This window comes from Romboutsia sp. LXY-2 (assembly GCF_056171995.1).
The window spans coordinates 819,715-834,000 of record NZ_JBKFGI010000001.1; the positions used below are offsets into that span (position 1 = coordinate 819,715).

Sequence of the window (14,286 nt, forward strand, 5' to 3'; positions counted from 1 at the left end):
CTTTATACCTTTAATAAATTTCTATAACCTCTGCTAGGTCTGTGTCTATGCCGTATCTTCCGCCCTTTATGTTAATTATCAAGTTTGAGTACATTTTTTTTACTATGCTTATTGTTTCCCCTTCGAAACATCCTAAAGTAAATAAGAATTTTTTTATTTCTTCATCCCCATTTATTGATTTTATTTTATATAAATTACATGTTTTACCTTCTGGTAATTTCATATTAAACACCTCTTCCCTAATATTGCATATTATTTGTAATTAATGTTGATAATTATTATCACTAATATCAGTTTATTAGATTTAATAGTGTTTGTCAATTAAAACTTATTCTCAATTTAAAAGTTTGTTTACTGGGTTTGGTTTGATGATTTTTGGTATTGATTGAATTATAAATTTTCTTGAAATAGATATTGGCTGTTTTGAGAATTGAAGAAATTAAAAAGTGCATATCTTCCTTGGGGTATTATAGTTTTTACTTTACCCCCAAAGAAAATACACACTTTATTTTACATCTTCTAAATTTACTCTCTATTAATTACATTTTACACTAGCCTCTTGTTTATCTAATATCATTAAGTCTTTAGGGAACTTAGTCAACATTTCATTCCCTTCTTTAGTTATAAGAACTGTATCTTCAATTCTAATACCGCCCCAACCTGGGAAGTATACATCAGGCTCAATAGTTATTATACAACCTTCTTCCATAATTCTAGTACCATAGTTACCTAGGAATGGTTCTTCATGAAGATCACGCCCTACTCCATGTCCAATCCCTCTATAGTAGTATTCTTCGTATTCTTTTATTATCTCTCTTATTTTTGCATCAGGAGTTGTAGCATGTGCTCCTGATTTCATATTATCAATACCCACTTGTTGAGCTTCTTTTATTAAATCATACAATTCAATTTGTTTTTCACTAGCATTTCCTATTATAAAGGTTCTTGTAGTATCAGATATATACCCTTTATACTTTGCTCCATAGTCGATAATTAATAAATCACCATTTTCAAGTTCTTTATCACTTGGTTTTCCATGAAGAAGTGAAGACTTATTCCCAGAAATAAGTATAGTATCAAATCCTATTTCGGCACCTTGCATTCTTATAAAGTATTCAAGTTTAGCTGCTAATTCATTTTCCTTAACACCTATTTTTATGTAAGGCATTAACTCTTCTAAAGCTTTATCAGCTATTTTACAAGCCATTCTTGTACATTCTACTTCTTCTTTACTCTTAACATATCTTAGCTCTTCTATAATACCTTCTGAAGGTATAAAGTTTATATTTTCTAAATCTAATTCATTTTTTATACTATTATATTCATCAAATACAATATGATTTTTTTCAAATCCAATATTTTTTAAGTTCGCTTTTAAACAAATACTTTTTATAGCTTTAGCTATACTTCTATCAAATAAATGCCAGTTTATAATTCCATAACCCTTGCATACGTTTTCTGCAAGTTCAACAAATCTTGAATCAGTTATTATAAAGTTACCATTCTTTGATATTAGTGCAAAAGCAGCTTCATCAGTATATCCACTTATATAATTTACATTAGATTCTTTTGTTAAATATATTGCATCTAAGTTTCTTTTCTCTAATAACTTTATTACTTTCTCTACTCTATCCATATTCCACCCCTTATGAGAATATTATTTTGCCATCTCTTCTAATTTTTTATTAAGTAGCATCAATAAAACACCTATACAAACTAAAAAACCAGGTATTGCGATAAACACTTGAATCATGCCAAGCTTGTCTATAATTAGCTGAACATATCCAGATAATTTATTCGCAAAGAATGTTGATGCAAACCATACACCCATTAATAGTGAAGCATATTTTTCTGGTGCAAGTTTATTTACCATACCATATCCAACAGGAGCAAAACACATTTCACCAACCGCTTGGAAAGTTAAGAATCCTATAAGCCATAATAAACTAGCTTTTTGTACTGCAGTCTCTCCATATCCACTTTGCATAACTGCTCCAAGCATAAATAAGAAAGCCGAAGCTAAGAAAACAAATCCTAAACTCATTTTTAAAGGAATGCTTAAGTCTCCTTTTTTAGTTTTAGATAATTTTATCCAAATAGCTGCCATTACAGGCCCTAGTATTACACATAAAAGTCCATTATAAGAGTCTATCCAAGAAGTTGGGACAGTGAAGTTTCCAATAGATGTATTAACATATTCCTGAGTATATAATGCTATAGACATAGATGCTTGATTGTAAGCCATCCAGAAGAATATTGTGAAGAATGCTAAGGTAAGAATAACCATCATTCTTGCTTTTTCTTTTTTAGTAAGAGGCATTTTAGATAAAGCTTTTTTATGCTCTAGGGCAGCTTTGAAGTCTTCTTTACTTGATGTGTCACTTTGTTTACAGTACTTCTTTTGTCCTATTGTAAAGAGAATAAATGCTATAAACATAGTAATTGCTGATAATAAAAAAACATGTTTGTATCCGAAAGTTAATATTTCTGCACCATTTTTCTCTGCGAACCATTGATTCGCTACCATACCACCTAATAATGGACCAAAGAAAACACCTATATTTGTAAAAGTATAAGCTATTGAGAATGCACCATCTTTTCTAGGGTCATCATTAGAATATAAATTTCCTACTAAAGTTTGTAGATTCCCTTTGTAAAAACCAGGTCCTATTACACAAAGAGTTATCATTACGTAAACCATCAATTTACTATTAATAAAGTATCCTACAAAGTAACCTATCGAAGTGATTAAAAGACCTAGACTGACACTTTTTTTAGGACCTAAATATCTATCACTTATCCATCCCCCTGCAATTGGCGACAAATATGACCATGCCATAAGAGATGCCATAATTATAGTTGACTCCGATGAACTTAAACCTAGCCCCCCTTTGGCTGGTTGTTCGGCTAAAAATAATAGCAGTACAAGTTTCATTGCATAGTATGAAAATCCTGTAAAGCTAAGCATTGACCCACAAAAATATAGGTCTTTAGGCTGTTTTAGTTTTTCTGCCTTTGTTAAATTTCCCATAGTATAATCCCCCTAAAATCCTTTTTGATAATAACATTTTGCAAAAGTTACTATTAATTTAGATTGTAGCTAAAAAATTTTAGTATAGCAATAAAATTGTTAATTTTTTCTCTTAGTTTTTATATAATTATGAAAATTTTTCACTATTTCAACAATTCGATTATGAATTCCCTTTATACCTATGCTTAGATTTACCTTAAGTTAAGGCTAGTATTTTATTGTGGATTAATTTTTTATTTTACCTAAGTAAAAGTTCATTATTATAAAAAAAGTACCCCTGGTATAACCTTAAGGAGTACTTATAACTTATCTTTTTATTAAATTAAACTGTATATTAACAATAAATAAATCTCCAATTATATCTACTTTTAACTCTCCATCTTGAGCTTCTACAAATCCTTTAGCTATGGCTAGTCCTAGACCTGAACCATCTGTATTTCTAGATAAATCTCCTCTAGTAAATCTTTCAGTTATTTCATCAGGGTCAAAGTTAAGCTGATAATTAGATACATTTTTAAAGCTTATATATACCTTGTCGTCTTCTTCTTCTAAATCAATATATACTCTAGTTCTTTCCATTGAGTATTTTAGTATATTGCATACTATATTTTCAAAAACTCTGTAAGTCTTTTTCCCATCAGCTAATATATAAACTTCATTTTGTGGCACATTTACTATAAAATCAAGCTTTGATTCGTCTATATATTCTTCCATTTCTACTAGTGTTTGAGTAAGTAACTGATTTATATCATTTTCTTCTAAATCTAATTCTATATTATTACTTCTAATTTTTGATGCTTCAAATAAGTCTTCTATTAGTATTCTTAACCTTTGAGATCTTTTGTCTAAGACTTGTACATAATCTTTTATGTAATCTGGCTGAATATCTTCTTTTTTCATAAGACTTATGTAGTTTATCATTGCTGTAAGAGGAGTTTTTAAATCATGAGATACGTTGGTGATAAGCTCATTTTTCATTCTCTCACTTTTTAATCTGTCTTCTACTGCTATGTTTATGGTTTCTCCTATTTCATTTATATCACTTACCATGTCATCAAGTATGCTATCTTTTTTTATTTTTATTTCATAGTCAAGATTACCTTTTTTGATTTCTGATATTCCTTCTTTTATTTTTTCTATATTATTAATTTTATTTGTTATTATTCTTATAGCTTTAATATTCACTACTATTAAAACTACTATTATTATAATATAAAGATAATCAAGGTAGTAATATTGTGACATAGATACCATAAGGTAAGTAATGAATAATAATGGGTTAGCTAATACGATTAATATAGATCCCAGTTTATATCTTGGTATACCGGATCTATCTATATTTTTTCTTTTAAGCTCATGTAAGTCTTCTAGAATTGGTAATTTTTCATATAATACCCCTTCTTTTTTATATTGTAATAATAAATTACAAAAATAATAAATTAAGAATATGAGCACTGTGTTAATTATCACATATGAATAGCCTCCCATATATTGCATTGAAAACATAGTGGAGAAGACAAATCCTAGTGCTACTAATGATGTTGTATTTAATATATTTTTTAATAATAATTTTCTATTTTTATCTTTATTTTTGTATATATATAAACCTAAGTATGATAATAAAATTATTCCTGCTATTACTTTAGAACCTATAAATATTAATGTGTATGTATAATTGATTCTATATTCTTCATAACTTAAATATAATGGCTCATAGTCATTGACTGTTTTCATTTTTCTTATAGTGGCGCTATGAGGTATTGCTATATATGTAGTAACATTTTCTTTTTTGTTTTGAGCTAAGTTTCCATAATTTCTTGTTGATATTCTTATTTTTTCACCATCTCTTAATAAATACATGGTGTTTCGTTTATAGTCTATTTCACATACAAATGGATAGTATTTTACTGTTTCCATATACTTATCAAAGTCAAATATGTCATTTGAATATACTTCATCGCTGTTATTATTTTTTACAAAGATTTGTGCAAGTGTGTTCTCAGAAACATAAGCACGACTTTGTTTTCTACGCTCAAGCATTTCTTCACTGGCATTATCTCCTACTACTGTGTATACTGAGCTGTCTGATATATACTGCATGAATCCTTCTAAAGGATAACTATTATAGAAATCCCAATTTATAAATTCTTTATAATAGTAATATGCATCCTCAAGGCTAAAACTAATAACACTTATACAAAAGCATATAAGTAGGGCTATTAGTTTTTTACTCTTTATCAATTTTATATCCAACACCCCACACCACCTTTATATATTTTGGATCCTTTGGATTTATTTCTACTTTTTCTCTTATTCTTCTTATGTGAACTGCCACTGTTCTGTCGCAGTTGTATCCTGGTTCTTCCCATATACTTTCATATATTTGTCTTGAAGAAAATACTCGCCCTTGATTTTTTAGTAGTAGTTCTAATATTTTGTATTCTATTGGAGTTAGTTTTACTGGCTCTCCATCTACTGTTGCTTCTTTACTGACATTATCAATTACTAGTTCTCCATTTTTTAATTCTTCTAGTTCATCTTCCATGAAGTTCCCTAGCTTTATGTAGCGTCTTAGGTTTGATTTTACTCTTGCTACTAGTTCTAGTGGGTTAAATGGTTTTGTTATGTAGTCGTCTGCCCCCATGTTTAGCCCTATTATTTTGTCTGTATCTTGTGTTTTTGCTGATACTAATATTATTGGTATGTTGTTCTTTTCTCTTATTTTTAATGTAGCACTTAGTCCGTCCATTTTTGGCATCATTATATCCATTATGATTATGTGAATTTCTTCTTTTTCTAGTATTTCTAATGCTTGTATTCCATCGTATGCTTTATATACATATAATCCTTCGTTTTTTAAATGTATTTCCATAGAGTCTACTATGTCTTTATCATCATCAACTAATAATACGTTTCCTTTTATCATTGTCTTCACCCCAGTTTTTATTTTACCATTTTAAATATTTTTTTAAAGTTTAAAATGTTTACATTTTAGTATCTGTAATCTTTTTTAAGATATTCGAACTGATTTTTTAAGATTTTTATAACGCCAAAATAGGGTATTGATTTTTATCAATACCCTTTAAAACAAATTATATCTACTATATATTACTATAATTTATTTTGTGAAATGTCTTTCTAATAATCCTAAGAATGCCTTACCATGTCTAGCTTCATCTTTACACATTTCATGAACTGTATCATGTATAGCATCTAATCCTAATTCTTTAGCTCTCTTAGCTATTTTTAATTTTCCTTCAGTAGCTCCGTATTCAGCTTCTACTCTAGCTTCTAAGTTAGCTTTAGTGTCTGCAACTACTACTTCTCCTAATAATTCAGCAAATTTAGCAGCATGTTCTGCTTCTTCAAATGCTATTCTCTTATATGCTTCAGCAACTTCTGGGTATCCTTCTCTATCAGCTTGACGGCTCATAGCTAAGTACATACCAACTTCTGTACATTCTCCAGTAAAGTTAGCTCTTAATCCTTCTAATATTTCTTCATCTACACCTTTAGCAGAACCTATTCTGTGCTCATCGGCCCAAACCATTTCTCCGCTCATTTCCTCGAACTTGTCAGCTCCTACTTTACAAACTGGACAAAGCTCTGGTGCTGTTTCTCCTTCGTGTATATATCCACATACTGTACAAACAAATTTCTTCATAATTAATTCCTCCCCATATTTTATATCTTTTAATATTTAATTTATACCCGGCAAAACTACCTTTAAACAATTTATTTTCATTATATACCTTTTTTAAATATAAAAAAAATAATATAGAAAAAAACAATAATACATATTGAAAATATAGAAATAAAGTATAGTATTTGGAAATCATTTACATATCACTAAGAAACTCATATAATTGGAGATGTAATGACTTGCAAGTACATTAATTTTCTAGAAAAAATAATATATGATCATATAACTAATAAAAAAGACAGTAATATCAGGGGGAAAATAATGAAAAAATTATTTGATAGTCTAATATTTAAACTCATATTAGCCGTAGTTATAGGGTTGTTAATAGGTTTCTATGCACCTAGCTCATTTATGAATGTAATCGTAACATTAAAGTATATTTTGGGGCAAGTAATCTTCTTTGCTGTGCCACTAATAATAATTGGATTTATCGCTCCATCTATATCCAAGTTAAAGAATAACGCTTCTCAATTATTAGGATATGCAATAACATTTGCTTACCTATCTTCTGTTGGTGCTGCTGCATTTTCTGCAGTATTCGGTTATTTATTAATACCAAAATTATCAATAGCATCTACAACAGAAGCTCTAAGAGAATTACCAGAATTAATATTCCAATTAGATATACCTCAAATAATACCTGTTATGAGTGCCTTATTCTTAGCTATAATAATAGGTCTTGCTACAACTTGGACAAATGCTAATTTAATAGAAAAAGTATTAGATGAATTCCAAAATATTGTATTAAGTATTGTAAAAAAAGTTATTATACCACTATTACCATTTTTTATCGCTACTACATTTGCTACATTAGCATATAAAGGAACTATCACTAACCATTTACCTGTATTCTTAAAGGTTATATTAATAGTAATAATCGGACACTTCATCTGGTTAGCTCTATTATATGGAATAGGCGGATTAATATCAGGTAAAAATCCAATAGATGTTATCAAACATTATGGTCCAGCATATTTTACAGCTATAGGAAGTATGTCTTCTGCAGCTTCTTTACCAGTTGCATTAGAATGTGCTAATAAATCTAAAGCCTTAAGAAAAGATATTTTAAACTTTTCTATACCACTTTGTTCAAATATACATCTTTGTGGTTCTGTTTTAACAGAGGTTTTCTTTGTAATGGTTGTATCTCAAATTCTTTATGGTAAGCTTCCTGATGTTTCTTCTATGATATTATTTATAGTGTTACTAGGAATCTTTGCAATAGGTGCTCCTGGTGTTCCTGGGGGAACAGTAATGGCATCACTTGGATTAATAACAAGTGTTTTAGGTTTTGATGAAACTGGTACAGCTTTAATATTAACAATATTTGCTCTACAAGATAGCTTTGGTACTGCTTGTAACATTACGGGGGATGGTGCATTAGCATTGATGCTTACTGGAGTTGCAAATAAGAAGAAAATTAAAGAAGAGGAAGTTGTTTCTTAATAAAATAAAAAAGAGTGTAGAAAACTTTATATTTTCTACACTCTTTATTTATATTTAACAAATATTATTCGACATATATCTTAGTTTTTGAAATGTCTTTCTAATAATCCTAAGAATGCTTTACCATGTCTAGCTTCATCTTTACACATTTCATGAACTGTATCATGTATAGCATCTAATCCTAATTGCTTAGCTTTTTTAGCTATTTTTAATTTTCCTTCTGTAGCTCCGTATTCAGCTTCTACTCTAGCTTCTAAGTTAGCTTTAGTATCTGCAACTACTACTTCACCTAATAATTCAGCAAATTTAGCAGCATGTTCTGCTTCTTCAAATGCTATTCTTTGGTAAGCTTCTGCTACTTCTGGGTATCCTTCTCTATCAGCTTGACGACTCATCGCTAAGTACATTCCTACTTCTGTACATTCACCAACGAAGTTAGCTCTTAATCCTTCTAATATTTCTTCATCTATTCCTTGAGCAACACCTATTCTGTGTTCATCAGCCCAAACCATTTCTCCACTCATTTCGTCGAACTTTTCAGCTCCTACTTTACATACTGGACAAAGCTCTGGTGCTTTCTCTCCTTCGTGTATATATCCACATACTGTACAAACAAATTTTTTCATTTTAACTACCTCCCAATACTTTATTATCTTTTAATATTTAATTTATACCCGTCAAAATTGGCTTTAAACATTTTATTTTTAGAAATTTTAAAAAATAAAAAAGAATTGGGCAAGTATATACAAGTAACTAAAGATAATCACTCTACATCATGGTACCAAGCTTAAAGAGTTTAGATTATAATAGACCTTGATTTTTATATACTTCTAAGTTTTTAATTATATAACTTAATGTACAAAACTCTTTGTCCATTTTCTCTCCTATTAGTACAAGTCCATCTATTAATTGCTTTTCTTTAAAGTTTTCTAAAAGTGACATTATACTTATTGAATTTATTTCACCATCTTTAGTATCTAGTGTTCTTGATTTTTTTACAAATTCATTTTCCATTGCAAACTTTATAGATTTTTCTAATCTTTCACTTATCTCTAGTTTTGGCATATTTTCAAATATTTTTATTCCAGGTGAATTTACATTTAGGTTTTGAGCTTTTGTTACATCTGTATTTACAAATATTACGTTTTTAAACTTAGCACCTGTAAAATCTACTTCTTCTAAATTTACTCCATCAAATACTGTGTTTTCAAATCTTGCATTTTTAAACTTACTTCTTTTTAGGTTTGCACCTATTATTTCTGATGATTTGAAGCTACATCCGTAGAAGTTACATGACTTAAAGTGTGCTCCTCTTAAAGATGTACAGTTAAAGTTTGAGTTTGAAAAATCTGTATTGTAGCAATTACTTCTTTTTAAGTCTTGGTACATAAAGTTTTTTTCCATCTTTTTAGCTTTGTTATATTTTAATCCCGTTTCTGTTTTTGGTTTATTGTTCATTTTTCCTCCGTATTTTTGTTTTTTTCGTTCTTATCAGTATTACTTATGTTAACACAGAAGCCTTCCTATAACAAGGGATTAGTGTTAGCTATAGCTTTTTTCTTTTTTGGTAAAAAAAAAGAATCAGATATTATCTGATTCTTAATATTTAAGTTTATCTATTATAAAGATATAATGCTAAGTCATGATCTTTCATATCAATTCCTAAATAATAAATAACATTTCCTTCTAATAAATAGTATACGTATCTTGATGTGTCTAAACTAGCCTTGCCTTGACAGATAGTATATAAATTAGTTCTAAAGATTTGGCTAGCTCCAAACTTTCTATAAAGAGTAAATCCTCTTTTAAACTTTTTATCTAATATAGTATTAGTATTTTTAAATGCTTTTATAAAAGGAACTTCATTTATTACTTCTTCACCTATATAAATACATTTTAAATCAAAGTCTTCACTTTTACCATTAGCTAAAGATTCCCATAAGTTAAGTAAAGAGCTATCTTTAAGTAACTCTAACCCAATAGTAGGGGGAACCACGATTAAGTCAGCTACTGCTTCAACAGTTTCATTATTATCCGCCCATGTTATGCTTAGTTCTTCTCCGTCTATAAAAGATACAATTCCGATTTTTGTTGAGTCAGTCTTATATGCTACTATATCTCCAACATTAAATTCTTCTTTGAATGTAGTGTTTTCATCAAATTCTAAAGTTCCGTTATTTATTTTGAACTTTGATACTAGTTCTTTCTTTTCTGTTTCTTCTTTTGTTATAAAGTTTATATAGTTCATATAATTCCTCCTGAAAATTTCCTATTCTTAATATACTACTTTATTTTAAAACAAGCAAATTATAAGAATGTAAAATTTTGTTGTTTTGATAAATTTTGAGACAATTAAAGGTTATTAATTTAAAAATATATTAATATAATAACCGCTAGAAGAAGTTAAATGCATTACTATATATTTTTATATATTCAGTTTTTATAAACCTAATGAAAATTTTTTAATATGGTCAATCTCTGTATTTTCAAAATATAGAGGAAAACAAATTATTTATTAACATATATTTGCTCAGATATCTTTAGTACCTATTTTATAACTTAATATCTCTTACTTAGAATGATTTTTTAACTTAAATGCTGGTTTACTTTCTCCTACTAACTCTTTTTTATGATTATAAACTCTTGGATTATATTCATCCATAAAATAATCTAAATCCTCTTTAGGTATAAGGCCAAGCTGATGTAGTAGCTCTACAAGTACAATATCTCTCATAGGAGATAGTCCATCGTAAGTCTTAATAGCAAACCCTATTCCCTTATCTATTATTGCTCCACCAAAATATCCATTAGCACCTGATTTTACAACTACCTTGTTTGGATATTTAGTCATTATTTTATTATCTATTCTATCAGAACCTGAAGTATATACTGGATTATTCATAACAGCATTTACTACTCTAGTTACAGGCTCTTTATATTTTTCCTCTAAAGTATCCGGCTTTGCCATACGAGCCATTCCCTGTGCAAACTTCTTTAAAGGTAGTGCATGAACTGGCACTCCACATCCATCTAATCCTATTATTATTTCATCTGGACTATAGTCACAAAGCTCACCTATCATATTTATTATTCGTATTTGGTGAGGATGATCTACCTTATAGTATGTATCTAAATCTTCATTAAGATGCTTTACTGTTGCTAACATTCCGGCATGTTTTCCACTACAGTTGTTGTGAATACTTAATGGCTCTTCACCTTTTTCCTTCATCTCTTTTGCAACATCCACTTTAAAAGGATAGTGTTCTCCACACTGCAAGTAATCTTCATTAAGATTTATTTTTTCTAAAATACTTCTTACTGTATCAACATGGAAATTTTCACCTGAGTGTGATGCACATATTTGTGAAATTTCTTTATCATTTATTTTATAAGCATCTACTGCTCCATATAAAACAGGTACTACTGCCTGCATTAATTTTGCAGATGAACGTGCATAAGACACTTCATTAGGATCTCCATCTGAATATAATAAGTTACCTTTATAATCTACAACTGCTATTGAGCCCATTGTAAAAAGGTCTGCTATACCACCTCTATATGTATTTACTAATATTTCCATTATATATCTCCTTTTTATATAGCTAATTATATTTTAATTTATAATTAGTTAGCTAATTGTAAATCTAATTCTTCTTGTTCTTCTTCAGTATATCTTGCCATACCTATTCCTGTTATACCACATAATAATGAGAATAAAGGACATAAGTAACATAAAAATGCATAAGGAAGATATTCTGCATAAGCAACATTTAAGGTATTCATTATAAATACTGCTGTAACTCCCCATGGAATTATTGTTACACCTATAGTCCCACAGTCTTCACATATTCTAGAAACGTTTTCTGGTTTAAGTCCTTTTAACATAAATAAATCTTTCATAGTAGACTGTACCATTATTGCTGAGAAAGTATGTGAACCAGTAAGTCCTATTGATAAATAACTTATACTCATAGCACTTGCTACTAAACCAGCTGTTGATTTTATTTTTTTAGCAAATGTTGAAACAAGTACATTTATGATACCTATTTCTCTTATCATACCTCCAACACCACTAGTGAATATTACAGCTTGAACTGTACTGTTCATACTATTCATACCACCACGGTTTAAAAGAGTTGCTAAAAATTCTAATTCAAATTCTTGGTAAAATCCTTTATAGAAACTATCAAAGACTAACTTTGGCTCAAATCCTTGATAGAATATTGCTATAACTATACCTGCGATAACACCAGATAATATTGATTGTGCTGGTGATTTCTTTTGAAGTAACATTATTATAACTATTACCATAGGTAAAAGTGTTACCATACCTAATTTAAAGTTATCATCTAATCCTGTAGATATTTGATTTATAAGACTAAAGTCTGCTGTTCCAGATACTTTAAATCCTAAGAATAGGAAAAGTATAGCAGATACTATAAGTGAAGGTACTGTAGTATAAAGCATATGCTTTACATGTGTCATTACGTTAACGTTCATAACACCTGCTGCAAAGTTAGTTGTATCTGATAATGGAGATAGCTTATCACCAAACCAAGAACCACTTATAATAGCTCCAGCTGTCATTCCTGCTGGTATTCCAAGACCTGTCCCTACTCCAAGAAGCGCTACACCTACAGTCCCCATAGTTCCCCATGATGTTCCTGTACACATAGAAACTATTGCACATAAGAAAAGTGATGTAACTAAGAAATACTTTGCGTTTATTATTTTCATTCCATAGAATATTATAGTTGGTACTGTTCCTGATGCTATCCAAACCCCTATTAATGCACCAACTGCAAGCATTATAACTACGGCTTGTAAACTGTTTCTAACTGTATCTAATGCCTTTGTTTCTAAATCTGAATATGTATAGCCTAACTTTAAAGCTAATACATTAATTAACATCCAAGCTAAAAACATAGTAACATTTAGGTGAGCCCCGAATACCCTAATTCCTAAAACCATAAATATAGCCAGACTTAACAGTGTAAATAATGAATAAGAAAATGACGGTGTTTGCTTTTCTTTCATAATATGTTTTCTCCCCTTTTGAATTATTATCTACTTTACTTTTATAAAGGCCACTATCTTTACTTATTATAGTAGTTGACTTATAATTAATATAATTACCTTTATATAAAGACAAGTTTTTAAAGTATTTACTTTAATTTTAACATATGAATTATTTTTTTTAAAGTAAATCAGTAAAATTTGTCAGAAAATAAATTCAATATAGAATATTTAGGAGTTTATATATAAAATGAATATTATAGAAATTATACAAAGTAAATATGATTCTTTAACAAGTAAACAAAAAACTGTTGCAGACTACTTAATTGATAAACCATCGGATATATGTTATGTTTCACTATCCACATTAAGTAAAAGTATAGGTTGTTCAGAAGTTACTATATTAAATTTTTGCCAAAAGATTGGATTAGAAAATTTTATAAGTTTAAAAGAGGAATTTAGAAACTATAATGATAGTTTAGTTAGTAAACACTCTGTTTCATCATATTCTATTCCATCTGAAATAACGGACAATGACTCTAAGTTAAGTTATCTTAAAGGTATTTGTAATGATGAATTAGACAAGATTTTAGGATTTTATAATTCTATTGATTTAGAAAATATATTATCTATTGCAACCCTTGTAAGTAAAAAACGTGTTATCTACATATTTGCACACGATGCTTCTAAGTCACTTGCTCATTTTCTTAAGTTAAGACTAGAATTATTAAATCTAAACGTTGTTTTAGTGGATTTATCTGATATGAATGAGATTGAGTATATAATAAAGCAGATTACTACTGATGATGTAGCTATATTCTTTAGTTTCCCTAATTATTATTATACTGTTAAAAGTATTGCTGAGAGTGTTAAGAAACGCCAGTGTGATATTGTTTTAATTACTGATAGTATGGATTGCCCTGTGGTAGATTGTACAAGCAATATTTTATTGTGTCGTACTAGGACTAAGATTTTTTATAATTCGTGGATATTACCTGTTGCTCTGGTTAATATGCTTACCTCTAGTTTGGCTATGTTAATAAAAGATGGGAATGATTTTTAATTTGAATTTGGATAAAAAAATAATGTA

13 protein-coding genes are annotated in these 14,286 nt (G+C 29.0%); 2 read left to right on the plus strand and 11 right to left on the minus strand.

Annotation, left to right across the window (positions count from 1 at the left end; translation table 11 throughout):
* Positions 1 to 10 precede the first annotated feature (10 nt).
* The 6 genes from ACI48P_RS03975 to ACI48P_RS04000 form a co-directional block, all read right to left on the minus strand.
* Positions 11 to 223: a FeoA family protein gene (locus tag ACI48P_RS03975; protein ID WP_475213681.1), complete on the minus strand. Its 213-nt coding sequence runs from the start codon at positions 221 to 223 to the stop codon at positions 11 to 13.
* Positions 224 to 535: 312 nt separating this feature from the next.
* Positions 536 to 1,636 carry a M24 family metallopeptidase gene (locus ACI48P_RS03980; protein ID WP_475213683.1) on the minus strand — a complete coding sequence of 367 codons (1,101 nt, stop codon included), beginning with the start codon at positions 1,634 to 1,636 and terminating at the stop codon, positions 536 to 538.
* Positions 1,637 to 1,657: 21 nt separating this feature from the next.
* Positions 1,658 to 3,031 carry a peptide MFS transporter gene (locus ACI48P_RS03985; protein WP_475213685.1) on the minus strand — a complete coding sequence of 458 codons (1,374 nt, stop codon included), beginning with the start codon at positions 3,029 to 3,031 and terminating at the stop codon, positions 1,658 to 1,660.
* Positions 3,032 to 3,337: 306 nt separating this feature from the next.
* Positions 3,338 to 5,287, minus strand: coding sequence for a sensor histidine kinase (locus ACI48P_RS03990; RefSeq protein ID WP_475213688.1), 1,950 nt, complete (start codon positions 5,285 to 5,287; stop codon positions 3,338 to 3,340).
* Complete coding sequence (locus ACI48P_RS03995) at positions 5,259 to 5,957, minus strand: response regulator transcription factor (protein WP_475213690.1); 699 nt, start codon at positions 5,955 to 5,957, stop codon at positions 5,259 to 5,261. Before ACI48P_RS03995 ends, ACI48P_RS03990 begins: the two co-directional genes overlap by 29 nt.
* A 192-nt stretch (positions 5,958 to 6,149) precedes the next feature.
* On the minus strand, positions 6,150 to 6,695 hold the full coding sequence (locus ACI48P_RS04000; protein ID WP_475213692.1) for an NADH peroxidase: 546 nt from the start codon (positions 6,693 to 6,695) through the stop codon (positions 6,150 to 6,152).
* A 300-nt stretch (positions 6,696 to 6,995) separates the two neighbouring features.
* Here ACI48P_RS04000 and ACI48P_RS04005 point away from each other — a divergent pair, with 300 nt between their 5' ends.
* Positions 6,996 to 8,180, plus strand: coding sequence for a dicarboxylate/amino acid:cation symporter (locus ACI48P_RS04005; RefSeq protein ID WP_475213694.1), 1,185 nt, complete (start codon positions 6,996 to 6,998; stop codon positions 8,178 to 8,180).
* An 80-nt stretch (positions 8,181 to 8,260) separates the two neighbouring features.
* Here ACI48P_RS04005 and ACI48P_RS04010 read toward each other — a convergent pair whose 3' ends face one another.
* The 5 genes from ACI48P_RS04010 to nhaC form a co-directional block, all read right to left on the minus strand.
* On the minus strand, positions 8,261 to 8,806 hold the full coding sequence (locus tag ACI48P_RS04010) for an NADH peroxidase (RefSeq protein WP_475213696.1): 546 nt from the start codon (positions 8,804 to 8,806) through the stop codon (positions 8,261 to 8,263).
* A gap of 175 nt (positions 8,807 to 8,981) precedes the next feature.
* Complete coding sequence (locus ACI48P_RS04015; RefSeq protein ID WP_475213698.1) at positions 8,982 to 9,638, minus strand: pentapeptide repeat-containing protein; 657 nt, start codon at positions 9,636 to 9,638, stop codon at positions 8,982 to 8,984.
* A gap of 154 nt (positions 9,639 to 9,792) precedes the next feature.
* Complete coding sequence (locus ACI48P_RS04020) at positions 9,793 to 10,428, minus strand: hypothetical protein (RefSeq protein ID WP_475213700.1); 636 nt, start codon at positions 10,426 to 10,428, stop codon at positions 9,793 to 9,795.
* 321 nt (positions 10,429 to 10,749) lie between these two features.
* The gene (locus ACI48P_RS04025) at positions 10,750 to 11,760 is read right to left on the minus strand and encodes an asparaginase (RefSeq protein ID WP_475213703.1); all 1,011 of its coding nucleotides are present in this window, start codon (positions 11,758 to 11,760) and stop codon (positions 10,750 to 10,752) included.
* Between the two features lie 44 nt (positions 11,761 to 11,804).
* Positions 11,805 to 13,217, minus strand: coding sequence for a Na+/H+ antiporter NhaC (nhaC, locus tag ACI48P_RS04030; protein WP_475213706.1), 1,413 nt, complete (start codon positions 13,215 to 13,217; stop codon positions 11,805 to 11,807).
* Positions 13,218 to 13,446: 229 nt separating this feature from the next.
* Between nhaC and ACI48P_RS04035 the strand changes: the two genes are divergently transcribed.
* On the plus strand, positions 13,447 to 14,259 hold the full coding sequence (locus tag ACI48P_RS04035) for a MurR/RpiR family transcriptional regulator (protein ID WP_475213708.1): 813 nt from the start codon (positions 13,447 to 13,449) through the stop codon (positions 14,257 to 14,259).
* Positions 14,260 to 14,286 lie beyond the last annotated feature (27 nt).